Source organism: Kitasatospora cinereorecta, assembly GCF_024172095.1.
Classification (GTDB): domain Bacteria; phylum Actinomycetota; class Actinomycetes; order Streptomycetales; family Streptomycetaceae; genus Kitasatospora; species Kitasatospora cinereorecta.
On sequence record NZ_JAMZDX010000002.1, the window covers coordinates 1,199,854 to 1,226,321 of the forward strand.

Genomic DNA, 26,468 nt, shown 5'->3' on the forward strand with positions numbered 1-26,468 from the left:
CCATGGCTCCACTCGACCACTACCTCGCCGTCGACATCGGCGGCACCAAGCTCGCCGCAGCCGTCGTGACCGGCACCGGCCAGGTGCTGCACCACCACGAGGTGCCCACCCCCTCCGCAGGCCCCGACCAGGAGCGGCTCGCCGGCCGCGCCCTGGTGGCACTGGTCGAACAGGTCACCTCCGCCGCCGACGTCGCCGAAGGGCCGGCCGGAGTCGGCATCGCCTCCGCCGGCCCGATCGACATCGCCCAGGGCACCATCAGCCCGGTCAACATCCCGGCCTGGCGCGACTTCGACGTCGTCGGCGCCGTCGCCGGGGCCATCGGCGGACCGCAGCCGCGGCTGATCCACGACTCCACCGCCGCGGCGCTCGGCGAACACTGGCTCGGCGCCGGACAGGGCAGCAGCGCGCTGCTGGGAATCGTCGTCTCCACCGGCATCGGCGGCGGCCTCGTCATGGACGGACGGCCGATCGCCGGCGCCGCGGGCAACGCGGGATTCATCGGCCACATCACCGCCGACCCGGCGGGCGAGCGCTGCGCCTGCGGCCGGATCGGCTGCGTGGAGACCGGAGCCAGCGGGCCGGCCATGCTCCGCTGGGCCCGCGCCAACGGCTGGGCCGGCGACACCACGCCCGGACTCGCCGAAGCCGCCGCCGACGGTGAGGCCGTCGCCCTCGCGGCGTTCCGCCGGGGTGCCGACTTCCTCGCCGGCGCCATCGCCACCAGCACGATCCTGCTCGACCTCGACCGCGTCGTCATCGCGGGCGGCGTCTCCGCCGCGGGCGAGGTGCTGCTCGGTCCCCTGCGGGAGGCACTCGCCCAGCACGACTGCGCCGCCGTCCGCAGGCTCACCGTGGTCCGCGCCGCCCTCGGGCGCCGCTCCGGGCTGATCGGCGCCGCCCGCCACGCGATGCTCCCCTGATCCACCGGTCCCACCACCGGCATCCCGAGCAACGGCGCTCGCCTGCCCGCCGTCCCCGGCCCGCCCGAACGGCAACCGCCCCTTCCCGCGCCAGGCCGCCCCAGAACCGGCCGCGCGGGCCTGCTCGCCCTCCCTGGAAGCGCCCATGACGCTGTTTCGCCTCCACAACCCCATCCGCGACTACGCCTGGGGATCCCGCACCACCCTCGCCGAACTCCAAGGCCGCCCCGCACCCACCGCCGAGCCCGAGGCCGAACTCTGGATCGGCGCCCACCCCACCGCGCCCTCCCTCATCGACGGCGGAGGCGGCACCACCCTCCTCGACCTCATCGGCTCCGATCCGACCGGAACGCTCGGCCCCGACCTGGACCGGCTGCCCTTCCTGCTCAAGCTCCTCGCGGTCGAACGCCCGCTGTCTCTCCAGGTCCACCCCGACGCCGCACAGGCCGCCGCCGGATTCGCGGCCGAGCAGGCCGCCGGCGTCGCGCCCGACGACCCGCACCGCTCCTACCACGACGACCAGCCCAAACCCGAGTTGATCTGCGCGCTGACGCCGTTCACCGCCCTGTGCGGCTTCGCCGACCCGGCGCAGTCGGCCGCCCTGCTCGGCTCCCTGCACATCGACGCCCTCCACGGCGTGGTCCAGTACCTGCGAACCGGCGACCTCCGCGGCGCGGTCACCACCCTGCTGAACTGGCCGGAAGCCGAACGGGCCGGTCTGGTCGCCCAGGTCCTCGCCGCCTGCACCACCCGCACCGGCCCGCGCGCCGCCTGGACGGCCGCCCTCGCCCGGGCCTACCCGCACGACACCGGCGTCATCACCTCGATGCTGCTCAACCTGGTGGAACTGCGGCCCGGCGAGGCCCTCCACCTCCCCGGCCGCACCCTCCACGCCTACCTGTACGGCACCGGCGTCGAGATCATGGCCGCCTCCGACAACGTCCTGCGCGGCGGCCTCACCTCGAAGTACGTCGACATCGGCGAACTGCTGACGATCACCGACTTCCGGGCGACCCCACCGGGGCGCATCCACCCCGCTCCCACCGCGAACCACGGCGAGACCTACCCCGCCCCCGCCCCGCAGTTCCGCCTCAGCCGCTACCAGGTCCGCCCGCAGCGGCCGATCACGCTCCACCGGCCCGGCCCCGGCGTGCTGCTCTGCCTCGGCGACGAGATCACCGTACGAAGGGACGCCGACGCCACCACCTTGACCCCCGGCCTCTCCGTCTTCCTTCCCCACCGGGGCGGCCCCGTCGAACTGACCGGCTCCGGCGTCGCCTACCACGCGACCCCTGGCTTCCACGGCGCGCACACCTGATTCAGTGCAGGTCGTGGGCGGGAAACCGAAGGCGCGGACCGCCGCTGAGGCGGTCCGCGCCGTTTCAAGCCGTCGGGTCAATCCTGCCCGGCCGCCCGGCCGCCTTACCGGGTGGCGTGCAGCAGCCGCTGTTCCCGGTTGTAGATGGTGAACGGGAGGTCGCGCTCGAACAGGGTGGCGCCCATGATCTTCAGGCGGGCCAGCAGCGAGCCGCCGATGTTCAGGCCGCCGTACATGTCGACCGACCCGCGGAGGCTCTCCACGGTGCCGTCGTAGTCGAGGACGGCGCGGCCGGAGATGACCGTGCGCAGGTAGGGCTCGACCCCGACCTTCACGCCCAGGCTGTTGTAGAGCGCGATGGTGCCCTCGGTGAGGAGGCCGGTGTGGATGTCGCCCTTGCCGGAGACGGTTCCGGTGGCCGGGTCGTGCGTGGTGGAGCCGCTGTCGGTGCTCTTGGTCCAGCCGCCCTGCTTGGTGTAGTCGGCGTGCACGCCCCAGGAGCCGTCGTAGCTGTCCTCGGTGTCGACGGTGACGGTGCCGTTGGCCGAGATGTGGGCGTAGAGCGTGAGGTCGACGTTGACGACGACCGGGATCGGGCCCGCCCAGACCACCGGCGCGGCGTTGAGGCTCGCGATCGGGATCTTGATGTCGCCGGTGCTGCCCTTGAAGGTGCCCTGGACGTGCCAGTCGGCCCTGGCGTCGGTGGTGAAGCCCACCCGGGCTTGCTTCAGGTCGAAGGCGGTGCCCGTGTAGTCGAAGTCGACGCCCGCGTCCAGCTCCATGGAGCCGGAGAAGGCGGCCGACGTGCCGTCCGGCAGGTCGAGGTCGGTGTCGGCGTTCAGCTCCAGTCCGGCCGAGGCCGAGCCCGACGCACCGTCGATCCGCGGCTTGTAGGTCACCTTGAGCCCCGGCAGCTGCGGGGTGACGGCGATGCTGGAGGGCGCCACCTCGGTGTGCAGGGAGGCGGTGTTGGCACCCAGCAGTTCGTTGACGGCGGCCGGGCGCGTGCTGACGGCGACCTGGCCGTCGGTGGCCTTCTGCACGCCGGTGACCATGAGCAGCGCGCCCTTCGGCGCCACCGCGGAGGGCAGGCTGTCGATCACCTGGCCGACCTTGACGGCACCGGCCGCCGAGCCGGAGCCGCCGGTGGCGACCACGGCCTGGCCGGTCGCCGGGTCGTACGAGGTCAGCCGGGCGCCGCCGGCGTCGGTGACGACGGGCGCGGCGGGCGGGGTCGATCCGCCGGCGTCGGCCGCGCTCGCCGAGGGGGCCGCGCCCAGGCCGCAGAGTACGAGCAGCGAGGTGGCTGCGAGGGCGGACGCGGTCTTTCTGGTTGTCGACATGACGGTGGGATCCACTTCGGGTGGGGGGTGGATTGGGACGGCGCGTCGTACCTGACGGACGGGCCGGCGGAGCATCACTTCGCGGACGGGACCGGCCTTCGAGCGGGAGGGGCAGACAATCGGCCGTCCTCCGCGTTGCACCGCCGCCACATCATCGGAGGCGAACCATCAGGGTTGCCATCCGTGGACCGGTCCGCCGCCTACGTAGAAATGCTTCCGGCACCACGTAATGACGGATCATCAGCTGACATGTACGCACCGGACCGGGCAGGGTGGGCCACACCCGCCGGGCACGGCAGACGCCCCCCACCGTCTGCCGCGCCGGCGGCCCATCGCGTGGCGGGCCCGCTAGCCCAGCAGCGCCATGACCTCGGTCAACCGGCGGCGGGCCCAGTCGTACTGCGCGGTGTCGGTGTGGCCGCGGTAGGAGGTCTCGATCACCATGACGAGCACCAGGTGAAGGCAGTACAGGCGGCGGCGGACCGTCTCGGTCCCGGCCAGTGGGGGGTGTCCGTAGCCGTGCATGAAGCGCGTGGAGTCGCCGAACGCGCCGGCCCGCGCCGTGCTGCGCCCACCGTATGCTGCTGGTGCCCCGGCGCCGGGTGCTCGTCGACAGCGAAGTCCTCGTCCACCTCGCCGTTCGCGTGCTCACCGCGGCCGGCGGCGGCCGCATCCCCGTGCGGCCCGCTCCCGGAGGCCCGTCTCGGCCGGGCCCGGCCCGGCAGGCCGCACCACCGGCCCGGCATCCCGTAGCGGCGACGCCACCCGCCCTCTCGATCAAGGGCGCCGTAGCATCGACATCAGGGTGCCGGCCCGTCCCGTACCTGGACCGCCGGCCGGCCGGACCGGCTCGGCACCGCACTGCAGGAGGCTGACTTTTCGTGACGAACGTCCTCGCGCACGGCACCGCCCGACCGGACCGGGATTTCCCGTTCGTGGGCCGTCAACGCGAGCTCGACCTGCTGCTGGCCGCGGTCCGGCACCCTCCGGCGGTCGTGCTGGTCGAGGGCGAGGCCGGAATCGGCAAGTCCCGGCTGGTGCACGAGGCGGCACTCGTCCTGTCCGGGGAGGGGGAGCGGGTCCTCACCGGCTCCTGTCAGCCGCTGCGCGAGCCCTTCCCCTACGGCCCGGTGGTGGACGCGCTGCGCAAGGCGGGCGACTGGCTGCCCGCCACTGGCATCCCGCCGACGGCCGGCGCCCTCGCCCCGCTCCTTCCCGACCTGGCCGACCGCCTGCCTCCCGCCCCCGCCCGCGTCGAGGACCCGCACACCGAGCGCCACCGCCTGGTCCAGGCCGTCCGGTCGTTCCTCGCCGCGCTCGGTCCCGCCGTCCTGATCGTGGAGGACCTGCACTGGGTCGACGAGGCCACCCGGGATCTTCTCCTGCTGCTCGCCCGCGACCTGCCCGACCGACTCTCCCTCGTCCTCACCTACCGGGCCGAGGACCTCCCGCCCGGCACGCCCGTACTCGGCGCCGCCTACCGCCACCCGCCGGGGGTCAGCGGGACCACCGTCCGCCTCGGCGCGCTCACGGAGGAGGACATCCGCGAACTGGCCACCGCGGCCCTGAGCCATCGCACGCCCAAGGCGCTGGGCCGGGCACTCCACCAGCGCAGCGAGGGGCTTCCGCTGGTGGTGGAGGAGGACCTGATCTCCCTGCGGGAGCAGGTTCGGCAGCGGGACTTCGACGAGGCCGTGCAGCGGCTGCACCGCTCGGACGCACCGCACGGCCTGCGCGAGGCCGTCACCGAGCGGCTGGCCGTGCTGTCGCCTTCCGCTGCGGCTGTCGTGGACGCGGCCGCGGTGCTCGCCGTCCCGGCCTCGGAACCGTTGCTCGCCAAGGTCACCGGGCTCGGGCCGGACGAGACCGCCGACGGGATCACCGAGGCGTTGGCGGGATCGGTCCTGCGCGAGTCGGACCCCGGCCAGTACGGCTTCCGGCACGTGCTGGCCCAGCAGGTCGCCTACCGGCACGTTGCCGGGCCGCGCCGTCGGCGGCTGCACCAGCGCGCGATCGAGGAACTCGAGGCCCGGCAGCCGGTGCCACTGGTGCAGGTCGCCCACCACACGCTCGCCCTCGGCGACCGGGAGGGGTGGCTCCGGCGGACCGAGGAGGCCGCCGACCAGGCCATCGCCATCGGCGACACCGGAACCGCGGCCACCCTGCTGCGGCAGATCCTCGAAGAGCCGCAGCTAGACGACGACCTCCGCTCGCGGACCGCACTCGCGCTCGCCCGGATCGCCACCTTCGGCGCCGACTACACCGCCAACGCCGCGCTGCTGCGCCGCATCCTGTCCGACCCCCGCCTGGCCGAGGCCACCCGCGGCGAGGTCCGGCTCGGCTTCGGCCTGCTGATGGCCACCCAGGCGGGCGACCGCGCCGGCTTCCGGCAGATCGAGCGGGCGGCGACCGAACTGGCGAGCCGTCCGGAGCGGGCGGCCCGGGCGATGGTGGCGCTCGCCATGAACGAGTGGGACGGCGAGGTCGAGCACGCCGAAATGTGGATGGAGCGGGCCGAGGCCGCGGTCGCCGAGAGCCCGGACGAGGGCATGCGGGCGGCGGTCCGGGCATCCCGGATCACCCTCATGGCGCGGGAGGGCGACCCCGCGCTCTGGTCACTGCTGGAGCAGCTGCCGCTGGAGTCGGACGACCAGGAGATCGAGCGGCAGACCGCCCGCGCCGTGCACAACGCCGGTACGTTCATCTCCGAACTCGGCCACGACGCCCGCGCCCGGCAGCTCCTGGCCGGCAACCAGGACCGTGCCGACCGCTCTGGCATCCCCTACCTGGGGGTCTACGGACGCACCACCCTGCTGACCCTGGACTTCACGGGCGGCCGCTGGGACGGCCTGGAGGAACGGCTGGCCGGGCTCGCCGACGAGTACCCCGACCTCATCCTGGTGAACGTCGAACGCGCCCTCATCCTCGGCGGACTGGCCGCGGCCAGAGGTCAGAACAGCCAGGCCGTCGAACACTTCGGGGCCGCTGCCGCGTACGGCGACATCCACTCCGAGGTGAGCGTGGCCCTGCGGGCGGCCGCCGGGCTGGTCGGCCTCCGGCTGGCCCAGGGAAGCCCGGAGGAGGCGGCGGCCACGGCCGTGCCGGCGGTCGCCCTGCTGCGCGAGACCCGGGCCTGGCCGCGGAACGCCGGCGTGGTGGCGGCCGCGGTCGAGGCCGCCCTGGCCGTCGGCAACCGCGGTGACGCGGAGCGGCTCGCGGACGACGCGGAGCGCGAGCTGTCCGGTCGGCAGACGCCCGCCGCGGACGCCGGTGTCCACCTCGCCCGTGGACTGCTGCTGAGCGACGCCGCGCCCACCGAGGCGGCCGACCGGTTCGAGCAGGCCCGCCTGACCTGGCGGGAGATCGGCCGCCCGTACGACGCGGCCCGCGCCGCCGAGCGGCTGGGCCGCATCGAGACGGTCACTCGCCCCGGCACCGATCCGCGGCACCTCGCCGAGGCACTGGAGACCTACACCCGGCTCGGCGCCCTGGCCGACGCCGCCCGCTGCCAACACCTGCTGCGCGAACTCGGGCTCGCCGGGACGGCGTCCCACGGCCGCCGCGGCTACGGCGACCGGCTCTCCCCGCGCGAACAGCAGGTCGCCGAGCTGCTGTCCAAGGGGGCGACCAACCGGGACATCGCCGGAGCGCTCTTCCTGTCGCCCCGGACCGTCGAGCAGCACGTCGCCCGCGTCCTGCACAAGCTCGGCGCCACGCGCAAGGCGGTGGGCGAGGCGCTCCGCGACCTGGAGGACCGTCTCTGACCCCGGACCGCGTGCTCTGCCCGGAAGTGACGGCCCGTCGGCCGCTCCGGGTACGTATCCCGTCCTGCGGCGCCGACTAGGGATACGTATTTCAGCGGCCCTTATTGTCCCCCTGAGGTCAAGAACGGAATATTCGGAGCCGTCGCGTTCACACCACCCACGTGCAGGACTCGCCAGGAGTCGACACCACTCGCTTCTGCGCGCCCGCCCGGCTCACGCGTCAACCCCTCCCCGCCCTGCCCGACGCCAGTCCGCCCGTTCCGCCTGCGCAGGCACGCATCACGCCCGCGCCGGTACCGGTTCGAGCACCCGGGTTCCCTGTTCCTCCTGACCGCCTGCCGACGGCCTGCCCCCCGATCAGGGCCGCCGGCGCGGCCGACCCCCCACGTGGCAGCTGCTCCACCAGCAGATCCGTCCGTTCTTGTCGCCCCCCGCACGGCGACTCGACTCACCGGAAGACATCCACGATGCGACTCCGCCCCATCCCGCTCCCCTCCTCCCGCGCCGTCGCGAGAGCCGCCGCCTTCCCCGCGGCCGCCCTGCTCCTCGCCGCGCCCCAGCTCGCGGTCCCCGCCGCACACGCAGCCAGCAACTCCGAGGTCGTCAGCGGCAACCTGCTGAAGAACGCCGGGGCCGAGGACGCGGACCACTGCACCAACAACGGCACCGACTCGATGTCCGTCAAGGGCTGGACGATCACCTCCGGCGCACCCAACGTGGTGTGCTACGGCGCGAACGACTACCCCGACGCGTCGTCACCGGGCTCGCCCAACCGTGGCAAGCAGTTCTTCGCCGGCGGCGGCGAGGGGGACTCCCAGCTGTCCCAGACCGTCGACGTGTCGGCGGCCCACGCCGCGATCGACCAGGGCGAGGTGCCGTTCAAGCTCTCCGGCTGGCTCGGTGGCTACTGGAACCAGAACGACCGCGTCGGCGTGACCCTCACTTACCTCGACGCCAACGGCGACCAGATCGAATCCGACGGCATCGAACCCGTCACCAGCAGCGACCGCGGCAACAAGGGCGGCATGCTCTACCGCGAAACGACCGGATACGTTCCCACCGATACCCGGAAGATCCGCGTGGACCTGGACTTCACCTGGACCTCCGGTAAGACCACCGACGGCTTCGCCGACGACCTCTCCCTCGTGATCGGCGCGAAGCTGCCGACCCCGAAGCCGCCCGTCACCAGCGCGAACCTGCTGCAGGACCCCGGCGCCGAGGACACCGCGGAGTGCTCGAAGTGGGGCAAGGACGGCATGACGCTTCCCGGCTGGACGATCACCTCCGGTGAGCCGAACGCGGTGTGCTACGGCGCGCCCGACTACCCTGACGCGTCGTCGCCGCGCTCCCCCCACTCCGGCAGCCGGTTCTTCGCCGGCGGCGGCACCGGGGACTCCGGGCTGTCCCAGACCGTCGACGTGTCGGCCGCCCACACCGCCATCGACCAGGGCGGCGTGCCGTTCAAGCTCTCCGGCTGGCTCGGCGGCTACTGGAACCAGAACGACCGCGTCGGCATGACTGCCACCTTCCTCGACGCCAACGGCGACGAGATCGAATCCGACGGCATCGAACCCGTCACCAACGGTGACCGTGGCAACAAGGGCGGGATGCTCTACCGCTCCGCGACCGGAGAGGTTCCCACCGGCACCCGGAAGATCCTTGTGCAGCTGGACTTCACCTGGACCTCCGGGAACACCACCGACGGCTTCGCCGACGACCTCTCCCTCACGATCGGCGCCAACCTGCCGGCCCCGAAGCTGACCGCCCCGGTCTCCAAGGTGCCCGGCTTCGACCACGTGTTCGTGGTCTACCTGGAGAACCAGAACTACGAGGACATCATCGGCAACACCTCCGATGCCCCGTACATCAACAGCCTGCTGCGCTCCGGCACCTCGCTGACGGAGTCGTACGCCACCACCCACCCCTCGGACCCGAACTACGTCGCGCTGGCGGCCGGTGCTCTCCACGGCCTGTACGACAACAGCATCGGCAGCACGCGGATCAACGCTCCGCACATCGGCAACAGCGTCGACGCCGCCGGCAAGACCTGGAAGGCCTACGTCGAGGACGCCAACGGCAACTGCGACGTGAACTCGCACGGCGAGTACTGGGCCGACCAGCTCCCGTTCAACTACTTCACCAACATGCGCGACGACACCTCGCCGGGCGGCTACTGCGCCCAGCACGAGCAGCCGCTGACCCGGATGTTCTCGGACCTGAAGTCGACCTCCACCACGCCGAACTTCGCCTGGTTCGAGGCGAACGAGTGCCACGACATGGAGGGCTGCGGCACCCGCGCCGGCGACGACTGGCTCAAGAACACCCTGCCCGCCATCCTCAACTCGCCCGCCTGGACCCAGCAGAAGTCCCTGGTGATCGTCACCTTCGACGAGGGCCGGAGCAAGTCCTTCGGTCCGGGCTACCCCAACAAGGTGCCCACCATCCTGCTCGGCTCCAAGGGCACCGTGAAGGCCGGGTACGAGAGCTCGCAGCGCACCGACCAGTACGGCCTGCTGCGCACCATCGACCGGGCGCTCGGCCTCAAGCCGCTGACCAACAACGACGCCTACGCCGCGACGGTCAACGACGCCTGGACGCACCCGGCCGCCGGCTAGCCGAACGCGCCGGCAGCGAGGTCCGCCGTCTCCTGGACCGGCTGCTGCCGGTTGCTCCGCGGGGCCCCGGATCCCTTCCCCGGGGTCCCGCGGGGCGTACATCGCCACTCGCCCACATGAACGGCTTCACGTCCCCCACCCTGGAGTGAACCCATGCGATCCACCATGCCCAACCGCTTCCTCGGAGCAGCCGTCGCCCGGGCCCTGCCCGTGACGCTGGCCGCGGGAGCCCTGCTGATCGGCGCGATCCCCGGTCCGGTGGCCGTCGTGACCCCGGCGGCCGCGGCCGGCAGCGCCCCGGTCGCGCTGACCGGCAAGCAGCTGGCCGCGTCCTGGACCGGCCCGCTCTCCACCCGCGGCCGCTACATCGTCGACGCCAAGGGCAACCGCTTCAAGCTCAAGGCCGGCAACTGGTCCGGCGCCCAGGGCACCTGGGAGGGCAGCGGCAGCGAGAGCGACGTGAACAACCACCAGGCCCACCAGATGTCGAACAACATCCCGCTCGGCCTGGACCGCACCCCGATCAAGCAGATCCTCGCGGACTTCCACGCGCTCGGCCTCAACGCCATCCGGCTGCCCTACGCCGACGCGATGATCAACGACGACTCCACGGTGCCGAACTACGCCGTCGCGGCCAACCCGCAGCTGGAGGACAAGACGCCGCTCGAGGTGTACGACGCCGTCGTCAAGGCGCTCACCGACGACGGCTTCGCCGTCATCCTCAACAACCACACCACCACCTACCGCTGGTGCTGCTCCCTGGACGGAAACGAGCGCTGGAACACCAGCCAGTCCACCGAGGACTGGATCGACAACTGGCTGTTCATGGTGAACCGCTACAAGTCCAACAAGCGGGTGGTCGGCGCCGACCTGCGCAACGAGGTCCGTCGCGACTGGAACGACAACCCCAACTGGGGCTGGGGCAACGACAAGGACCTGTACGAGGCCTTCCAGCAGGCCGGCAACGCGATCCTCGAGCAGAACCCCAACATGCTCATCATCATGGAGGGCATCAACTGGCAGGGCATCCCGTCGGGCATCACCTCCCACGGCCGGCCGATGCTCACCCCGGTCCGCAACCTCTCCAACACCCTGATCAACTCCGGCAAGCTGGTCTACTCCGCCCACTTCTACGGCTTCACCGGGCCCAACCACACCGGCGCGTCCGGCGGTTGGCAGAACGGCGAGACCAACGACCCGCGCTACCGCGACCTCAGCCCCGAGACCCTCGAGAAGGCCGTCAACGACGAGGCCCTGTTCGTCACCGAGTCCGGCCAGCACTTCACCGCACCCGTGTGGGTCAGCGAGTTCGGCACGGGCGGGCGCGGCCAGACCGACGCCAAGGAGAAGGACTGGTTCAACCGGTTCACCGACATCCTGGTCAGGAACGACACCGACTTCGCCGTCTGGCCGCTGGTCGGCTGGACCACCAACGGCAAGCCCAACGACAACTGGGCGATGATCTCCTACGACCAGAACGGCAAGCGCACCGGCATCGAGGACGGCGGCGACTGGCGCGCCCCCGCCTGGAACAAGCTCGTGAACGCCACCGGCAAGACCGGAAAGGTCTCCCAGGTCAACCACTGGAACATGCTCGACCTCGACTACGGCGACCAGATGTTCTCCCTCGACCTGGGCCGGACGATGGAGTGGAGCGAAGGCAACCGCAAGGGCGTCTGCCCCGACGGCCAGCACGTGGTCGGCCTCGCCCGCAGCAACAACCGCGGCCTGTGCACCGACTCCAACCAGCCCCCCACGGTCTCCGGCGACCCGATCACCGTCCACGACGAGAGCACCGTCACGACCGACTGGGCGAGCGGTTACAACAAGCTCGAGTGCCCCGCGGACACCTTCGCCATCGGCTACAGCGTCAACGGCAACTCGATGGTCGCCCTGCTCTGCAGGCCCTCCACCCGCTCCTTGTCCACCGACAACCGCCTGATCTGGTTCGACCACGGTGACAACAAGCCCTCCAGCGGCGGCTCCACCGACAGCGACTGGGCCCCCGGCGCCTACAAGGGCCAGTGCCGCGACGACGAGTACCTCGCCGGCGTCGCCTTCACCTGGAAGTGGAGCCACGGCGGAGCCCCCGACGCCCTCCTCTGCCGCCCCCTCGACTGACCCGGCCGATACCGCCCGGCCGAGGCATCCCGGCGGACCACCGGCGCCCGTCCGGTGGTCCGCAGGACCATGGCCGCCGTAGGCATCGGACTTGTCCCGGAAGGCCTCTCCGACCCGTTCTCCACGCAACTCGGCCGGGAGCGGAACCGGCCACCGACTTCTGCGCACGCCGGCCGACCGGCCGACCGACCGGCCGACCGGCCGACCGGCCGACCGGCCGACCGGCCGACCGGCCGGCGCCCTTCCCATGCGGTCGGACCCGCGCCGCCGGCAGCGGCCGGGGCCACCCCACCTGATGTCCCGGCCGTTCCTGGGCCGGGAGCGCTCCACCCTCACACCCCCCACCCATTGCGCCTCCCCGCCCCTGCGGAGGCGGGGACGAACCAGGAGCCCAGATGAACCGCACACGCGTCCCGGCCGCATCGCGCCGCCGCGCACGCCTGATCGCCACTGCCCTCGCCCTCCCGCTGGCCGCCGCCGGCCAGCTCAGTGTGGCGGTGCCCGCCCACGCGGACACCAAGATCGCCGTCTCGTTGGGAGACAGCTTCATCTCCGGCGAGGCCGGCCGCTGGAAGGGCAACAGCGACACGTTCACCGGCAGCCGGGCCGGTACCGACCGCGCGTACTCCGGGTCGTACGACGCCACCCGGGTCTACGGCGCCAGCTACGCCGACGGCTGCGACCGCTCCGACTCCGCCGAGGTGAACAGCGCGTTCGGCAGAGCCAAGGCGGTGAACCTCGCCTGCTCCGGCGCGAAGACCGAGAACATCTTCCGCGCCGGCCACGGCGGCGTCGACTTCAAGGGCGAGAAGCCGCAGGCCGACCAGCTCGCCGCCATCGCCTCCAAGCGGACCGTCGGTGTCATCGTGCTGTCCGTGGGCGGCAACGACCTCGGCTTCTCCGACGTCATCGCCAAGTGCGTCGCGGACTACGAGGTCTGGTCCTCGTGCCGGGAGGACCAGCAGGAAGCGGTCGACTCCAGGATCGACGACGCGATGGACAACGTCGGCAAGTCCATCGACGAGATCCGCGCCGTCATGGACCGCGCTGGGTACCGGCGGTCCGCCTACCGGATCGTGCTCCAGTCCTACCCGTCCCCGATCCCGCGGGCCTCCGAGAACCGCTATCCGGCGTCCGGCTGGAGCCGCACCAACAACGGCGGCTGCCCGGTCGGCAACAACGACGCGGACTGGGCCCGCGACCGGCTGGTCCCGCAGATGTCCAGCCGGCTGTCCGACGTCGCCGCCGACCGCGGCGTCCAGTTCCTCGACCTGCAGGACCTGCTGCAGGGCCACGAGGTGTGCTCGAAGAGCACCGCCCTGGCCACGTCGAGCAACGGTCCCTCGGAGAGCGGCAGCGAATGGGCCCGCTTCCTCACCCTCGGCGTGAGCCAGGGCATCCGCCAGGAGTCCATGCACCCCAACTACTACGGTCAGTTGGCACTCGGTCGCTGCCTCTCCCTGATCAGCGCCCAGCCGGCCGACCGCAACTTCACCTGCCTCAACACCCCGGGGGAGGACACCGACGGCGTCTACCTCGACGAACTGGACTGACGGGACGGGAAGTCCCGTCGCCGACCGTAGGACACCGCCGCAGGAGGACCACTGGTCCGCCTGCGGCGGTGCGGCTCAGTCGGACGGGGGGCTCAGTCGGCTCCGTCGGGTGCTTCGTCGTCGATCATCCGCCGCAGGCGGGCCGATTGGCCGGGGGCGGGGAGCACGAGAATGCGGCCGCAGCCGGCTGCGTGCAGCACGTGGACCGCGAGCCGGGCGCGGACCTCGCCACCGGAGAACACCCAGGGCCCAGGGATCAACAGCAGACGGTGGGAGCCGTCCAGCACCGCGTGGACGAGCGCTTTGAACTGCGGCGGGCAGCGGATGGCATCCGCACCAGGGCTCGTCCGGTCCTCGTAGAAGACGGGGGTGGGGACGCCGAGGCGGGCGGCGAACCGCCGCAGGGCCTCGCGCTGACCGCGTACGGCCGACCCGTCGAGGCGGCGCCGCAGGTAGGCGGCGGGCGGCAGGACGATGGGAGCGTCGGGTGTGATCGTCATGGCTCTGTCCTCGTTTCAGACAGTCTGCGGATGAACGGCCAGGCAGGCGACGACGCGGGTGCCCAGCGGGGAGAGGAAGGCGCGCCACCAGGTGCTGGAGCGCTCGACCAGGTCCAGGCCCCGCCCGCCGGTGACGCCGTCCTCCGCGATGCGGCGGGCGGAGCGGCGGCTGCGCCACATCCCCGTGTCCTTGACCTCGACGGTCACCACCGCGCCGTCGAACTCGATCGCGACGGCGACATCGGGGCTGTCGCTGTGCAGCACCGCGTTGGTGACCAGTTCGGTGACCACCAGGGCCACCCGGTCGACGGCCTCGTCGGGGAGCTCCCACAGCCGGGCCGCGTCCCGGGCGAAGCACCGGAGGACGGGGACTGCAGCCGGTGACGACGGAGCGTCGCGGAGCGTGACTGCCCGTGGACGGCAGTGAGGCGGGCGGGACGGGTCCAGGTCGTGCTCGGCCGGGTTGATGCGAAGTGAGGAAATGGCCATGTCAGCTCCTGGAACGGTCCCCCGCCGGTGGCGCGTGTACGAGGTACTTCCGACACTGCCGCCGTCGAAAGAGGGGGACAATCAGGGCCGGCCGAAGTACGTATACGTAACCGTGGGTGGGCGCCGCCGATCGTCGACTACGGGGCGGAGTGGGCAGGGCGCCACGTCGGGGTGATCGGAGACGCGGACGGTGTGGCCGATGGGCAGCTGGTTCCAGCAGCCGTCCCGCGTGGGTCCGCTCAGGAGCGCAGCGTCCTCGTTGCCGTCGGCCATGCCTCCGATTCGACTTGAATGCTCAAGTCATGGAGGGGTTGGACCGGGGTGAGCCGAGCGCGCGTGGGGGCTTTTCAGCGGGCGGGGGAGTCGATGCGCTGCAGGATGCGGTCCGCGTCCTGTCCGAGCCGGCGCAGGCGCTCGGCGGAGAGGTTGTCCACGACGAGGCGGCGGACGTGGGCGACGTGCCCGGGGGCGGACGCCTCCAGCTTGGCCATGCCGTCGGGCACCAGGACGGCGTTGGTGAAGCGGCCGTCGCACGGATCCGGCTCCCGCCGCACGTAGCCACGGTTCTCCATCCGCTTCACCAGGTGCGACAGGCGGGACCGTGACGTGCTGGCGCGATCGGCCAGGACGCTTACTCACGTCAGGCGGGCGCGCGCGACGGTCAGGCGTGTTCCGCCGAGCCGGTGAGCCGGAGTTTGCGCTGGGCCCGCTGGTAGAACGTGGTGCGGCCGAGCCGTACGACGTGTGCGGCGGCGGGCAGCATGGTCACCGCCACGACGTCGCCCGGTGAGACGTGGCCGACCAGGAGGCCGTCGGCCTCGATGGCGAGGTCACCGCTGTGCGGCAGGACCTCCAGGTCGAGCCGCTCGCCGCTGGAGAGGAACACGGAGCGGTTGAACGCGGCATGCGGGGCCACGGGCGTGATCAGCAGACCCTCCGCGTTGGGGGAGACGATCGGGCCGCCGGCGGAGAAGCTGTACGCGGTGGAGCCGGTCGGCGTGGCGACGACCACCGCGTCGGCGGTGTACGCCACGAAGGACTCGCCCTGGACCCGTACGGCGACCGCCGCGGACTTGTGCCCCGGGCTGCGCAGCAGCACGACGTCGTTGAGCGCCGTCTCCCGGGCGTCCCCGAAGCGGGCGTGGACGGCGGAGCGGACCTCCACGGTGAAACGGTGGGCGTCGATGGCATCCAGCGCGGCGGGCAGCTGCGGGATGTCGACCTCGGCCAGGAAGCCCAGGCGTCCCACGTTGACGCCCAGCACCGGCGCGTGGCCCCCGGTCGCGAGGCGCATGGTGCGCAGCATGGTGCCGTCCCCGCCGAGGCTGATCAGCAGGTCGGCGCTGGTGGTCATCTCCTCGGCCTCGACCGGAATGGCCTCGCAGCCGATCCGGGCCACCTCGGCCGCCAACCCCAGGACCTTCGTCCCCCGGGCCCGGCTCCACCGGACCACGGCGTCCACAGTGGGCGCGCAGGTGCGTTCCGGGTGGAGTACCAGCCCCACCGTGCCGATGAATCCCATCCTGGGCACCTCGATGTCGGCCGTGCCGCTGTTCCTCCCTCCAGTCACGCACAGCCCGCCGCCGGCTTCAAGGTCACCGCCGGGGCCCCGCAGCCGCGCCGGCCGCGGAATCTCCGTACGCGGCGACTGGTTGGGGTTCGGAGAGACAGTCCGACGGCTTCGGCGGCCGCACCGGCGCCCGGCCGAGCCCTCGTCGGGAGGTGGATCCGATGGCTGACAGCGAGATCCGGGGGATCGATCCGTCCGTACGGCCGAGCGGGGACGGGTGCGTGGAGTGCCTGGCGGGGGAGGGGCCGGGGTGGTGGTTCCACCTGCGGCGGTGCGCCGCGTGCGGGCACATCGGCTGCTGCGACTCCTCGCCCTCACAGCACGGCACGCGCCACGCCCGCGAGGCGGGACACCCGTTCCTGGCCAGCTTCGAGCCGGGTGAGGAATGGCTGTGGAACGTCGAGACCGAGGAGTACTACGAGGGGCCGGAACTGGCGGCGCCCGCCGCGCACCCGCTCTCGCAGCCGACGCCGGGACCGCTGGGCAAGGTCCCTGCCGACTGGCAGGCGCACCTGCACTGACCCGGTCGGAGGTCAGAGCGGCGAACCGGGCAGGTGCGGGTCGGTGACTCCGCCCGGGCAGGCGAGGCTTCCGACGTCCCAGCCGGCCCGGACGGCTCCGGCCCGGTACGCGCTCTCGAAGAAGGCGAGGACGGCCGCCCTCGGATCGGCCTGCGTCCGGGCCTCCGCGTAGCGCAGGACGGCCAGGTGGCTGTCGCCCAGCACGGTCCACTCCGCGGATGCGGGTGTGAGCGGGTCCTCGGTCAGATGGGCCGGTTCGGGGGCCGTGTACGAGTAGAAGGCGGGTTCGCCCAGGGTGTCGTCCCCGAACCAGAACCCGAAGCTGATCAGCTCCCGGGAGTACGCCTCGCGGGTCACCGGGTCCACCTGAGGAGGCTGGTCCACCGCGCGTCCGGAGAACCGGCTGTGCGCGAGGTCGTACGAGTGCCAGAACAGGTGAACGGGGCTGACCTTGCCCGAGAAGCGCGCCGCGAACTCCTCCAGCACCAGGGCGACCTGGCTGAGCACCTGCCAGTGGCGATTCGCCCACACGGGGTCGTAGGCCGCGTGCTCGACGTCCTCGGCGAACGGCCGGTCGGCGTCGGCCAGCCGGTAGGGCCGGGGCGCCTTGATCTCCGCCCGGACGCCCAGCGCTGCCAGCGCCGCCATGGTCTGCCGGTGGAACGAGGCCACCGACTGGCCGACGAGCGGGAAGGACTCCGTCCCGCCGTCCGCCGTCACGACGATCAGCCGGTGGTCGACGAAGTCGAAGTCGATGGTGAAGATCGGGTTTCCGTCGACCTGGCCCATGGGCCGCGTGGTGATGCCGCGGCCGGTGAGGTGGAAGGGGACGTTCCACCAGTGGTTGCGCCGCACGCTCGACGCCAGTCGGATCTTGCCCACCACCTGCGCGAAGCGGTGCACCGTCTCCTTCGTGTCCCGCCACTCGGCGAGCGGCATCGGCGGGAACAGCTCCATCGCGTGTGCCTCCCTCCTGCCGTTCGGCCTGCCCGTTCGGCCGCAATTCCAGGATGAGCGCGGCGGTCCGAACCCGCGCTGTCGACCATGGGCGCGGCCTCCGGCTTAGCATCAAGAGGTTCGGCTCGATGCCCCGTACCACCGGGTGAGGAGGCCGCCATGGCGCAGGACGGCAGCGGCGGATTCGGACAGCTGAACGGGTCGCGGTACCCGCCGATCTCCGAGCACGGCCTGATCGGTGATCTCCGTACCGCCGCGCTCGTCGCCACCGACGGCACCATCGACTGGTACTGCTGCCCGCGCTTCGACGCACCCAGCGTGTTCGCGTCGATCCTCGACGCCGACCGGGGCGGCTGCTTCGAACTGGCCGCGGACGTGCCGGCCCGGACCCGGCAGTTCTACTTCCCCGACACCAACGTCCTGATTACGCGGTTCTTCGCCGCGGACGGGGTCGCGGAGATCCAGGACTTCATGCCGGTCGTCGACGAGTCCCGCGAGGCGGACCGCCACCGGCTGATCCGGCGGGTGATCTGCGTCCGCGGGACGCTCCCGTTCCGGGCGCGGATCGCCCCGCGCTTCGGCTACGGCGCCGAATCGCACACCGTGCACCTCGAGGACCACCAGGCCGTCTTCCGCGCCCCGTCGCTGACGCTCGCCCTGACCTCCACCACACCCCTGGAGAGCGACGGCCCGGACGTGCGGTCGCAGTTCAAGCTGTTGGAGGGCGAGTCCCAGGTGTTCGCCCTCGACCGGATCGGTGACGACGTCCCGACCCGGGCGTGTCCGCGCGCCGAGGCACAGGACCAGGCCGAGGCGACCGTCCGGTTCTGGCGCCACTGGCTGTCCGGTTCCCGCTACCACGGGCGGTGGCGGGAGATGGTGAACCGCTCCGCGCTCGTGCTGAAGCTGCTCACCTACGCGCCGACCGGCGCGATCATCGCCGCGCCGACCACCAGCCTCCCCGAGCGGATCGGCGGTGAGCGCAACTGGGACTACCGGTACGTCTGGGTCCGCGACGCCGCCTTCTGCATCTACGCCCTGCTGCGCCTCGGCTTCACCTCCGAGGCCGAGGCGTTCATGGGGTTCCTCGGCGAGCGCGGCATCATGCGCGGCACCGGTGCGGGCGGCCCGCTGCAGATCATGTACGGCATCGACGGGCGCAGCGAGCTGCCCGAGTACGAGCTGCCGCACCTGGAGGGTCACCTCGGCTCCGCACCGGTCCGGGTCGGCAACGCCGCCACCGGCCAGCTCCAACTGGACATCTACGGGGCCCTGATGGACTCCGTCTACCTGTACGACAAGTGGGGACAGCCGCTCAGCAGCGACGGCTGGGAGGCGGTCGGCGCGGTGGCGGACTGGCTCTGCGACCACTGGGACCAGCCCGACGAGGGCGTCTGGGAGACCCGCGGGGGCCGGCGGAACTTCGTCTACTCGCGGCTGATGTGCTGGGTCGCGCTGGAACGGGCGATCCGGATCGCGAACCGGCGCGGCCTGCCCGCCGACCTGCCCCGCTGGCGGCAGTCCCGCGACGCGATCTACCGGCAGATCATGGCCCGCGGCTGGTCGGCCGAGCGCGGCGCCTTCGTCCAGGGCCTGGACGACCAGGTCCTCGACGCGTCCCTGCTGATGATGCCGATGGCCAAGTTCATCTCGCCCACCGACCCCAAGTGGCTCTCCACCCTGGACGCGCTCACCTCGGACCTGGTCTCCGACTCCCTGGTCTACCGCTACGACCCCGAGGCCAGTCCGGACGGCCTCCACGGCTCCGAGGGCACGTTCTCGATCTGCTCCTTCTGGTACGTCGAGGCGCTGGCCCGAGCGGGCCGGCTGGAGGAGGCGCGGCTGGCCTTCGAGAAGATGCTCACCTACGCCAACCACGTCGGCCTGTTCGCCGAGGAGATCGGCCGGACCGGCGAGCAACTCGGCAACTTCCCCCAGGCGTTCACCCATCTCTCGCTGATCAGCGCCGCTTTCAACCTGGACCGGGCGCTGGGCTGACGGTGGTGTCGTCGCAGGGGTCGGCATCGACCTCGCAGGAGGGACCGCCCGGCTCGCCGTCCGCGGCCGTGCGGGCGAGCCGGACGAGCAGGGTACGGAACACCTCGCGTTCGTCCTCCTCGAGGCCAAAGAGCAGCCCGTCCTCCGCCGCCCGCACCTGTCGCTGCAGGTCACGGAGGGTGTCGACGCCCCGGCGGGTCGCCACGATCCGGCGCCGACGACGGTCGGCCGGGTCGAGCCGCCGCTCCACCAGGCCCGCCGCCACCAGGTCGTCGAGCAGGTAGGTCATCACCGTGCGGTCGATCCGCAGGTAGCCGGCCAGCGTCACCTGGTCCGGCCCGTCGCCCTCGACCACGGCTGCGAGCGTCTGAAAGCCGCGGGCGCCCTGGGCGACTCCCGCGAGCACCGAGGAGACGGCGGTCCGGTAGGCGTGCGCCACCGCCATGAGTGAGAAGCCGAAGTCCTCCGCGAGGTCGGCACACCCGGTGACCGGCACGGTCCGTGGCTCGCTGCCCATACCAGGAATGATACGCAGCGGCCCGCTGTTGGGAAGATTGTCTGCTCAGCAGACGATCTGCCGGGCAGCACAACTCCGCAGGTGCCCCCCATCACACCGAGCACCGCGTACGAGGAAGGCCAAGCCCGTCATGTCCAAGATCGGCATCATCCTCGGCAGCACCCGCCCCAACCGCAACGGCGAACAGGTGGCGAAGTGGGTGCTCGACCTCGCATCGCGCCGCGACGACGCCGAATTCGAACTCATCGACCTCCGCGACCACCCGCTGCCGCACCTCGACGAGCCGCTGCCACCGTCGCTCGGCCAGTACCAGCACGAGCACACCCGGCAGTGGGCGGCCGAGATCGCGTCGTACGACGGGTTCGTCATCGTGACACCCGAGTACAACCACGGCATTCCCGCCGTACTCAAGAACGCACTCGACTTCCTCTACGCCGAGTGGAACAACAAGGCGGTCGGCTTCGTGTCCTATGGCGGTGTCGGTGGCGTCCGAGCCGTCGAGCAGTTGCGCCTGGTCGCCGCCGAGCTCCAGATGGCCGACGTACGCCAGCAGGTCGCGCTGTCGATGATCACCGAGTTCGAGAACTACAGCGTCTTCAAACCCGGCGACTACAACGTGCCCGCCCTGAACACGATGCTCGATCAGGTCATCGCCTGGAGCGCGGCACTGGCGCCGCTGCGCGTCCCGTCACCCGTCGCGGCGTGAGCGGACCGGACGACCCGTAGCGGCGGGCCGGACCCGGCGGGGCCGTGTCGCTCGCGGTGCGGTGCTGCCCGGTGCCGCACAGTGGGGGACCACGGCACCTACGGACAGCGAGCGGCGATGGGACTTCGGGTCGGACGCGGCGGATGCGCGCGGTGGCATGAGTGACAACGCGTGGACCGGCGCGGCGGTGGCCGGCGTCGTGGCCGCGTACGCGCTCGGGTCGGGCCGACTGGCCCGGTCACCGGTGTCCGCCGCGATGGTGTTCGTCGGTTGCGGGATCCTGATCGGGCCGGTCGGCCTCGACCTGGTGACCCTGGAGACCGACGGCGGGCCACTGCTCACGCTGCTGGAGGCCGCCCTCACCCTGGTGCTGTTCACCGACGCCATGTCGGTTCGCCGCGGGGACCTGCGCACCGGCGGAGCGCTCCCGGGTCGGCTGCTCGGGATCGGGCTGGTGCTCAGCATCGGGGCGGGCTGGCTGCTGGCCTGGCCGCTCCTGCCGGGACTCACCGGCTGGGAAGCGGCGCTCGTCGGCGCGATCCTCGCACCCACCGACGCCGCGCTCGGCGCGAGTGCCGTCTCCGACCCGCGGGTGCCGAGGCTGGTGCGTCAGACGCTCAACGTGGAGAGCGGACTGAACGACGGCATGGTGCTGCCCCTCTTCGTCCTCTTCCTGGCGGCCGTCCCGGGCACGTCCTACGCGGCCGAGGGAGCTTCCGGGACCCTCTGGCGGGCGCTCCTGCTCAGCACCGCGCTCGGCCTGGCCCTCGGCTGGGCCGGCGGCCGGCTCCTTCGACGGGCGACGGCGCGCGGTTGGGTCACGGCCGAGTGGCGCCAGATCTACGTCCTCGCCGTGGCCGCCGGCCCCTACGAGCTGGCCGTGGTCGCGGACGGCAGCGGCTTCATCGCCGCGTGGGTGGCGGGCTTCGCGTTCGCGCAGGGGCTGGGGACGGCCGAATCCGCCGGCCGCGACGAGCACACCACCGATCTGGCGGAGTACCTGGGCGGCCTGCTGGCCATGCTGAGCCTGCTGTTCTTCGGCGCGGTGCTGCTCGGCCCCGCGCTGGAGCACCTCAGCTGGCGGCTGGTCGGATACGCGGTGCTCAGCCTCACCGTGGTCCGCCTGGTGCCGGTCGCCCTCGCCCTCGCCGGCAGCGGACTTCGCCTGCCCACGGTGGCCTACATCGGCTGGTTCGGACCGCGCGGACTCGCCTCGATCGTGCTCGGGCTGCTGGTCGCCGAGGAGCACGTCAACGGGGTGGAGACGATCGCGCGGGTGGTCGCGATCACCGTCGGCCTGAGCGTGCTGCTCCACGGCATGTCCGCGGTGTGGGCCGCCGGCCGCTACGGCGCGTGGTACCGGCGGGCCGCCGCTGAACCCGGACTGCGGGAGAGCGCCGCCGTCCCGGCCGTGCGCGGGCGCCGCAGGATCGCCCTGCTCCACCGATCGGACAGCTGAGCCGAGAGGTGCGGACCGGCGTTCAGGGACGGGGTGTCCAACCGGGCGGGGTGAGGGCGGTGTCGGTGAGGATCCGTTCGACCGTGGCGTCGAGGGTGCTCTGCTGGCCGATGACGTGTTCGAGGCCGGAAGGCAGGAGGTCGTGGGCCCGGTACCAGCCGGCCATCTGCTCGGGGGAGACCACAGTGGCCAGTGGACGGGTGGCGTGCCGTCGTACGGTTTCGTCGAAGTCGACGTCCAGGTAGTACAGGTGGCTGCTCCCGTGGTGGTCGGCGGCGAGCCGGGTCAGCATCGGCCCGTAGCGGTCGGCGGCGAGGATGCCAGGGGCTGTCTGCCGCGTCGTTGACGGACGGTCAGCCGGTTTCCCCGGCCTGGAGGTCGTGCAGGGTCTGGCGGAAGCTGCGGAGCAGTGCGGCGAGCCCGGTCTCGAAGGCCTGCTCGCGGAAGTCGGGCGGGGCGCTGCGCAGTGGTTCGAGGCCGGGTGGGAGCGTCTCGTCCGTCCAGGCCGTGCCGTGCGGGTGGTCGAGGTGGAGTGCGGAGCCGATCAGGAGGTACTCGAGGGACTGGACGATTGGGAGGATGTGGTCCTCCGGCCAGCCGGCCTGCCGCAGCATGGTGAAGGCGCAGGCGTAGGCCTGGAGGGCGGCGAGGGACCGGGTCGGCCGGGAGGCGAGAAGCGGCACCATGTTCGGGTGGCGGGTGAGGGCGGCGCGGTAGGAGCGGGCCCAGGCGTCCAGGGCGGCGGTCCACGGCTGGACGGTCGGGTCGAGGTCCATCTCGGCGACGATGAGGTCGCTGACTCCGGCGATGATCTCGTCGCGGCTGGAGACGTAGTTGTAGAGCGAGGGCCCCTTCACGCCGAGCCGGGCCGCGATGCGGGTGGTGGAGAGCGCGGCGGCGCCCTCCTCGTCGACCAGGGCGAGAGCGGCCCGCATGATTCCGTCCCGGGTCAGCAGCGGCCGTGACGGCCTGCCCATCTGTTCGTCCTCTCGCCTGCTGTTTGTTACCCCCGGGTATTGGCGCTCGCCGTTCACTAGTGTACGTTCTCGCTCAGGCAAAACTACTGGTTCTAGTTTTAGGGTCGACCTTCCGGCGGCATCCCTGTCCGCCGTGTGCCGAAGGCGGCCCTCCCTCGCCGTGGACGGAGCCGTGCCGGTGGGGGGTCGCGAGTACCGCCGCACGAGCCCGAGCGCCGCACCCACCACCTGACCGGCCATCCACCAAGTCGAAAGCGGAGTTCCTCCCATGAGCATCAGGACCAAGCTCGCCGTCACCGCGACCCTGACGGCCGCGATCACCGCCGGTCTCGCCGCCCCCGCGGTCGCCGCGCCGGCCGCCCCCGCGCCTGCCGTCGCCCCCCAGGGCACTGTGGCCAGCAGCGGCAGCACGGTGACGGAGCAGCAGTGGCTGGCCGACGTCGCCGCCGCGATCGCACCCGCCCGCGCCTACGTCGAGCAGCGCACGGCCGAGCCGACCGACGGGACGCCCGCGATCGTCTTCGACATCGACAACACCACCCTGGCGACGCACTTCCACCCCCTCACGATGCCGGGCATCTCGCCGGTGCTGGAGCTGGCGCAGTACGCCCACGAGCGCGGCGTCGCGATCATCTTCGTCACCGCCCGGGTGGACTTCATCGAGCCGGTCACCCGGTACAGCCTGGACAAGGCGGGCTACACCGTGGACGAGCTGCACGGGCGCGGCCTGTGCGATCTCTTCAAGTCGGTGCAGCAGTACAAGACGGACGAGCGGATCGCGGTCGAGAACGAGGGCTACACGATCATCGCCAGCGTCGGCAACAACTGGACCGACCTGGACGGCGGCCACGCCGAGCGGACCTTCAAGCTGCCGGACTACAACGGCCTGCTCTCCTGACCCACTTCGCAGGGACGCACGTCGAACCGCCCGGGGCCGGCAGACCTGCCGACCCCGGGCGGGGTTCGGTCCCACGTTCCCGCTGCACAGCACCACCCGAGGAGCAAGACCGTGACACGAGTCGGCGCCACCACCGGCCGGCCGCCCGAAGTACTGTGCCTCGGCGAGTCCATGGCCGCTCTGCTGCCCGGCACCCCGGGTCCGGTCAAGACGGTCGACACCTTCCACCTCGCCTTCGGCGGCGCCGAATCCGATGTCGCCTGCGCCCTCGCCGGTCTCGGCGTGCCGAGCGCCTGGATCAGCCGGGTGAGTGACGACGGCCTCGGACGACGCCTGCGCAGCGAGATCGCCTCGCGCGGCGTCGACGTGTCGGCCGTCGCCACCGATCGGCTCCGGCACACCGGGCTCTACGTGAAGGAGACCGGCGCGACCGGCCGACCGCACTCCTACCGCTCCGGATCCGCCGCCTCCGCCCTCGGCCCCGAACTGCTCGACGACCCGGCCTTCCGGCGGCTGCTCCGCGGGGCCCGCGTACTCCACCTGTCCGGCATCACCCCGGGCCTGTCGGACAGCTGCCTCGCCCTGGTCCGTGCTCTGTTCACCGTCCGGCGTCCGGACCTGCTGATCAGCTTCGACCTCAACTGGCGCCCCGCGCTGTGGAGCCACCGCGATCCGGCGGTGCTCCCCGAACTCCTCGACCGGGCCGACCTGTTGCTGCTCGGAGCCGACGAGGCCGCGGCCGCGTTCGGCACCGGCGACCCCGCCGAACTCCGCAGGCTCCTCCCGTCCCCGGGCACCATCGTGGTGAAGCACGCCGACCACCACGTCACCGCCCTCGACCGCGACGGGACCGCCGTCACCGAGCAGGCACCGCACGTCGAGACCGTCGAGCCCGCCGGCCTCGGCGAGGGCTTTGTCGCCGGCTATCTCGCCGCAACGCTGCGCGGGCTCGACCGGCGCGCCCGGCTGCGCCTCGGCCACCTCGCCGCCGCCCGCGAAATGGTTGGCCGGCCGGCGGCCGCTCCGGTGAGAATGAGCGGATGATCGCCAGTTCGCCCCAGGGGCCTCTCCAACATCCGTCTGTCGTAGCCGAGTTCGCAGCGGGGCGCCCGGTACGGGCCGTGTGGCAGAACGAGCGCGGCGGGTTGACGTTCCAGGTCGGCTCGGGAGGGACCCGGCAGTTCGTGAAGTGGACACCGGTCGACAGCGGTATCGACCTTGCGGCCGAGGTGGCCCGCCTGCGGTGGGCGGCGAGGTTCACCGTGGTGCCACGGGTCCTCGGTGAGGGCGCGGACGAAACGGGGTCCTGGATCATCACCCAGGGCGTGCCCGGACGCATGGCGGTGGACGACCACTGGAAGCGCGACCCCGGCACCGCGGTACGGGCGATCGGCTCCGGGCTGCGCGCGCTCCATGACGAACTGCCAGTCGCGGACTGCCCGTTCGACTGGTCGGCCGAAGCGCGAGTGGAGCGCGCGCGGTCACGAGCGGCGGCGGGACGGACCGATCCGGCGGACTGGCACCACGACTTTCAGCACGTCGGCACGGTCGAGCGCGCGCTCGATCTGCTCACCGACATCCCGCCCGTCGACCGGCTCGTCGTCTGCCACGGCGACGCCTGCGCTCCCAACACCCTGGTCGGTGACGACGGCACGTGCACGGGACACGTCGACCTCGGCGCGCTCGGTGTCGCCGACCGCTGGGCCGACCTCGCCGTCGCCACCTGGAGCACGCAGTGGAACTACGGGCCGGGATGGGAAGAGCCACTGCTCGAAGCCTACGGAGTCGAGCCGGACCCGGAACGGATCGCCTACTACCGGCTGCTGTGGGACCTGTCGGACTGAGCGCCGCAAGCCGCGGGTCAGGTCGCGATGCGGCGCCGGACCGGCCTCAGGGCGGCGGGGAGCGTGATGATGCGGGCGCAGCCGGCGGCGGTGAGGAGGCGGACGGCGATGCGGATCCGGGCTTCGCTGCCGGCCAGGGTCCAGGGGCCGGGGACGAACAGCAGGCGGTGGGCGCCGTCCATGATGGCGCGGGTGAGGTCCTCGAAGCGGGGCGGGCTCAGGGCGGGGTCGGTGTCCGGGCGGATGCGGTCCTCGTAGAAGACGGGCGCAGGGACGGCGAGGCGGACGGCCAGGCGGCGGAGGGCCTCGCGCTGGTGGGGCAGGGCGGCCGCGTTGCCGTGGTGGCAGCGCAGGTAGGCGGCGGGCTGCAGGGTGACGGGGGTGGTGCTCATGGG

At 72.2% G+C, this 26,468-nt stretch carries 24 protein-coding genes; 13 read left to right on the top strand and 11 right to left on the bottom strand.

The genetic code is table 11. From position 1 onward, the window contains the following. Positions 1–2: 2 nt before the first annotated feature. Together FHR36_RS12330 and manA are read left to right on the top strand one after the other, a co-directional pair. Positions 3–923, top strand: coding sequence for an ROK family protein (locus tag FHR36_RS12330; RefSeq protein WP_253796372.1), 921 nt, complete (start codon positions 3–5; stop codon positions 921–923). Positions 924–1,074: 151 nt separating this feature from the next. After that, positions 1,075–2,241, top strand: a complete 1,167-nt coding sequence (gene manA, locus FHR36_RS12335) for a mannose-6-phosphate isomerase, class I (RefSeq protein ID WP_253796765.1) — start codon at positions 1,075–1,077, stop codon at positions 2,239–2,241. A gap of 104 nt (positions 2,242–2,345) precedes the next feature. Here manA and FHR36_RS12340 read toward each other — a convergent pair whose 3' ends face one another. Beyond that, complete coding sequence (locus FHR36_RS12340) at positions 2,346–3,584, bottom strand: hypothetical protein (RefSeq protein WP_253796373.1); 1,239 nt, start codon at positions 3,582–3,584, stop codon at positions 2,346–2,348. Positions 3,585–3,932: 348 nt separating this feature from the next. Then, complete coding sequence (locus tag FHR36_RS12345; protein WP_253796374.1) at positions 3,933–4,109, bottom strand: hypothetical protein; 177 nt, start codon at positions 4,107–4,109, stop codon at positions 3,933–3,935. 356 nt (positions 4,110–4,465) lie between these two features. On the opposite strand from FHR36_RS12345, the gene FHR36_RS39865 reads away from it, so the two are divergent. The 4 genes from FHR36_RS39865 to FHR36_RS12365 all read left to right on the top strand — a co-directional run bounded on the left by FHR36_RS39865 (position 4,466) and on the right by FHR36_RS12365 (position 13,637). Next, complete coding sequence (locus FHR36_RS39865; RefSeq protein ID WP_253796376.1) at positions 4,466–7,348, top strand: ATP-binding protein; 2,883 nt, start codon at positions 4,466–4,468, stop codon at positions 7,346–7,348. Positions 7,349–7,815: 467 nt separating this feature from the next. Continuing rightward, positions 7,816–9,963 (top strand): alkaline phosphatase family protein, encoded by a 2,148-nt coding sequence (locus FHR36_RS12355; protein WP_253796379.1) that lies wholly within the window; start codon positions 7,816–7,818, stop codon positions 9,961–9,963. Between the two features lie 153 nt (positions 9,964–10,116). Next, on the top strand, positions 10,117–12,084 hold the full coding sequence (locus FHR36_RS12360) for a glycoside hydrolase family 5 protein (RefSeq protein WP_253796381.1): 1,968 nt from the start codon (positions 10,117–10,119) through the stop codon (positions 12,082–12,084). Between the two features lie 395 nt (positions 12,085–12,479). Then, the gene (locus FHR36_RS12365; RefSeq protein ID WP_253796382.1) at positions 12,480–13,637 is read left to right on the top strand and encodes a GDSL-type esterase/lipase family protein; all 1,158 of its coding nucleotides are present in this window, start codon (positions 12,480–12,482) and stop codon (positions 13,635–13,637) included. A 92-nt stretch (positions 13,638–13,729) separates the two neighbouring features. Here the strand turns inward: FHR36_RS12365 and FHR36_RS12370 are convergent, their stop codons facing one another. The 4 genes from FHR36_RS12370 to FHR36_RS12385 all read right to left on the bottom strand — a co-directional run bounded on the left by FHR36_RS12370 (position 13,730) and on the right by FHR36_RS12385 (position 16,148). After that, positions 13,730–14,137, bottom strand: coding sequence for a recombinase family protein (locus FHR36_RS12370; RefSeq protein WP_253796384.1), 408 nt, complete (start codon positions 14,135–14,137; stop codon positions 13,730–13,732). A gap of 15 nt (positions 14,138–14,152) precedes the next feature. Continuing rightward, complete coding sequence (locus tag FHR36_RS12375; protein ID WP_253796385.1) at positions 14,153–14,626, bottom strand: ATP-binding protein; 474 nt, start codon at positions 14,624–14,626, stop codon at positions 14,153–14,155. A gap of 347 nt (positions 14,627–14,973) precedes the next feature. Then, the gene (locus tag FHR36_RS12380) at positions 14,974–15,252 is read right to left on the bottom strand and encodes a MarR family winged helix-turn-helix transcriptional regulator (protein ID WP_301330192.1); all 279 of its coding nucleotides are present in this window, start codon (positions 15,250–15,252) and stop codon (positions 14,974–14,976) included. A 35-nt stretch (positions 15,253–15,287) separates the two neighbouring features. After that, complete coding sequence (locus FHR36_RS12385; RefSeq protein ID WP_253796389.1) at positions 15,288–16,148, bottom strand: NAD(+)/NADH kinase; 861 nt, start codon at positions 16,146–16,148, stop codon at positions 15,288–15,290. 209 nt (positions 16,149–16,357) lie between these two features. Between FHR36_RS12385 and FHR36_RS12390 the strand changes: the two genes are divergently transcribed. Beyond that, a complete protein-coding gene (locus FHR36_RS12390) occupies positions 16,358–16,717 on the top strand; it encodes a UBP-type zinc finger domain-containing protein (protein WP_253796390.1) in 360 nt (119 codons plus the stop codon). Positions 16,718–16,729: 12 nt separating this feature from the next. Here FHR36_RS12390 and FHR36_RS12395 read toward each other — a convergent pair whose 3' ends face one another. Beyond that, positions 16,730–17,674: a DUF5996 family protein gene (locus FHR36_RS12395; RefSeq protein WP_253796392.1), complete on the bottom strand. Its 945-nt coding sequence runs from the start codon at positions 17,672–17,674 to the stop codon at positions 16,730–16,732. A gap of 159 nt (positions 17,675–17,833) precedes the next feature. On the opposite strand from FHR36_RS12395, the gene FHR36_RS12400 reads away from it, so the two are divergent. Further along, positions 17,834–19,672 carry a glycoside hydrolase family 15 protein gene (locus FHR36_RS12400; protein WP_253796394.1) on the top strand — a complete coding sequence of 613 codons (1,839 nt, stop codon included), beginning with the start codon at positions 17,834–17,836 and terminating at the stop codon, positions 19,670–19,672. Here FHR36_RS12400 and FHR36_RS12405 read toward each other — a convergent pair. After that, on the bottom strand, positions 19,647–20,189 hold the full coding sequence (locus tag FHR36_RS12405; protein WP_253796397.1) for a MarR family winged helix-turn-helix transcriptional regulator: 543 nt from the start codon (positions 20,187–20,189) through the stop codon (positions 19,647–19,649). The two genes, FHR36_RS12400 and FHR36_RS12405, sit on opposite strands and share 26 nt — an antisense overlap. A 130-nt stretch (positions 20,190–20,319) precedes the next feature. On the opposite strand from FHR36_RS12405, the gene FHR36_RS12410 reads away from it, so the two are divergent. After that, complete coding sequence (locus FHR36_RS12410; RefSeq protein ID WP_253796399.1) at positions 20,320–20,895, top strand: NADPH-dependent FMN reductase; 576 nt, start codon at positions 20,320–20,322, stop codon at positions 20,893–20,895. A 157-nt stretch (positions 20,896–21,052) separates the two neighbouring features. Next, entirely contained in the window at positions 21,053–22,354 is a 1,302-nt protein-coding gene (locus tag FHR36_RS12415) for a cation:proton antiporter (protein WP_253796400.1), read from the top strand. 22 nt (positions 22,355–22,376) lie between these two features. Here the strand turns inward: FHR36_RS12415 and FHR36_RS12420 are convergent, their stop codons facing one another. Together FHR36_RS12420 and FHR36_RS12425 are read right to left on the bottom strand one after the other, a co-directional pair. After that, positions 22,377–22,646, bottom strand: coding sequence for a P-loop NTPase family protein (locus FHR36_RS12420; protein ID WP_253796401.1), 270 nt, complete (start codon positions 22,644–22,646; stop codon positions 22,377–22,379). A 61-nt stretch (positions 22,647–22,707) separates the two neighbouring features. Beyond that, entirely contained in the window at positions 22,708–23,331 is a 624-nt protein-coding gene (locus FHR36_RS12425) for a TetR/AcrR family transcriptional regulator (protein ID WP_253796402.1), read from the bottom strand. Between the two features lie 268 nt (positions 23,332–23,599). Between FHR36_RS12425 and FHR36_RS12430 the strand changes: the two genes are divergently transcribed. The 3 genes from FHR36_RS12430 (at position 23,600) to FHR36_RS12440 (ending at position 26,073) form a co-directional block, all read left to right on the top strand. Continuing rightward, complete coding sequence (locus tag FHR36_RS12430; protein ID WP_253796403.1) at positions 23,600–24,229, top strand: HAD family acid phosphatase; 630 nt, start codon at positions 23,600–23,602, stop codon at positions 24,227–24,229. A 111-nt stretch (positions 24,230–24,340) separates the two neighbouring features. Then, positions 24,341–25,273 (top strand): sugar kinase, encoded by a 933-nt coding sequence (locus FHR36_RS12435; RefSeq protein ID WP_253796404.1) that lies wholly within the window; start codon positions 24,341–24,343, stop codon positions 25,271–25,273. 77 nt (positions 25,274–25,350) lie between these two features. Then, complete coding sequence (locus FHR36_RS12440) at positions 25,351–26,073, top strand: aminoglycoside 3'-phosphotransferase (protein WP_253796405.1); 723 nt, start codon at positions 25,351–25,353, stop codon at positions 26,071–26,073. Between the two features lie 17 nt (positions 26,074–26,090). Here FHR36_RS12440 and FHR36_RS12445 read toward each other — a convergent pair whose 3' ends face one another. Then, a complete protein-coding gene (locus tag FHR36_RS12445; RefSeq protein ID WP_253796406.1) occupies positions 26,091–26,465 on the bottom strand; it encodes a hypothetical protein in 375 nt (124 codons plus the stop codon). Positions 26,466–26,468: the final 3 nt, after the last annotated feature.

Bases quoted from the DNA above. Each gene is read 5' to 3' on its own strand.
- FHR36_RS12395 (WP_253796392.1), bottom strand. From the start codon at position 17,674: ATGGAGCTGTTCCCGCCGATGCCGCTCGCCGAGTGGCGGGACACGAAG.
- FHR36_RS12360 (WP_253796381.1), top strand. From the start codon at position 10,117: ATGCGATCCACCATGCCCAACCGCTTCCTCGGAGCAGCCGTCGCCCGG.
- FHR36_RS12430 (WP_253796403.1), top strand. From the start codon at position 23,600: ATGAGCATCAGGACCAAGCTCGCCGTCACCGCGACCCTGACGGCCGCG.
- FHR36_RS12405 (WP_253796397.1), bottom strand. From the start codon at position 20,189: ATGGGCAGCGAGCCACGGACCGTGCCGGTCACCGGGTGTGCCGACCTC.
- FHR36_RS12345 (WP_253796374.1), bottom strand. From the start codon at position 4,109: ATGCACGGCTACGGACACCCCCCACTGGCCGGGACCGAGACGGTCCGC.
- FHR36_RS12390 (WP_253796390.1), top strand. From the start codon at position 16,358: ATGGCTGACAGCGAGATCCGGGGGATCGATCCGTCCGTACGGCCGAGC.
- FHR36_RS12385 (WP_253796389.1), bottom strand. From the start codon at position 16,148: ATGGGATTCATCGGCACGGTGGGGCTGGTACTCCACCCGGAACGCACC.
- FHR36_RS12370 (WP_253796384.1), bottom strand. From the start codon at position 14,137: ATGACGATCACACCCGACGCTCCCATCGTCCTGCCGCCCGCCGCCTAC.
- FHR36_RS12365 (WP_253796382.1), top strand. From the start codon at position 12,480: ATGAACCGCACACGCGTCCCGGCCGCATCGCGCCGCCGCGCACGCCTG.
- FHR36_RS12445 (WP_253796406.1), bottom strand. From the start codon at position 26,465: ATGAGCACCACCCCCGTCACCCTGCAGCCCGCCGCCTACCTGCGCTGC.
- FHR36_RS12355 (WP_253796379.1), top strand. From the start codon at position 7,816: ATGCGACTCCGCCCCATCCCGCTCCCCTCCTCCCGCGCCGTCGCGAGA.
- FHR36_RS12400 (WP_253796394.1), top strand. From the start codon at position 17,834: ATGGCGCAGGACGGCAGCGGCGGATTCGGACAGCTGAACGGGTCGCGG.
- FHR36_RS12410 (WP_253796399.1), top strand. From the start codon at position 20,320: ATGTCCAAGATCGGCATCATCCTCGGCAGCACCCGCCCCAACCGCAAC.
- FHR36_RS12330 (WP_253796372.1), top strand. From the start codon at position 3: ATGGCTCCACTCGACCACTACCTCGCCGTCGACATCGGCGGCACCAAG.
- FHR36_RS12425 (WP_253796402.1), bottom strand. From the start codon at position 23,331: ATGGGCAGGCCGTCACGGCCGCTGCTGACCCGGGACGGAATCATGCGG.
- FHR36_RS12415 (WP_253796400.1), top strand. From the start codon at position 21,053: ATGAGTGACAACGCGTGGACCGGCGCGGCGGTGGCCGGCGTCGTGGCC.
- FHR36_RS12375 (WP_253796385.1), bottom strand. From the start codon at position 14,626: ATGGCCATTTCCTCACTTCGCATCAACCCGGCCGAGCACGACCTGGAC.
- FHR36_RS12420 (WP_253796401.1), bottom strand. From the start codon at position 22,646: ATGCTGACCCGGCTCGCCGCCGACCACCACGGGAGCAGCCACCTGTAC.
- FHR36_RS12340 (WP_253796373.1), bottom strand. From the start codon at position 3,584: ATGTCGACAACCAGAAAGACCGCGTCCGCCCTCGCAGCCACCTCGCTG.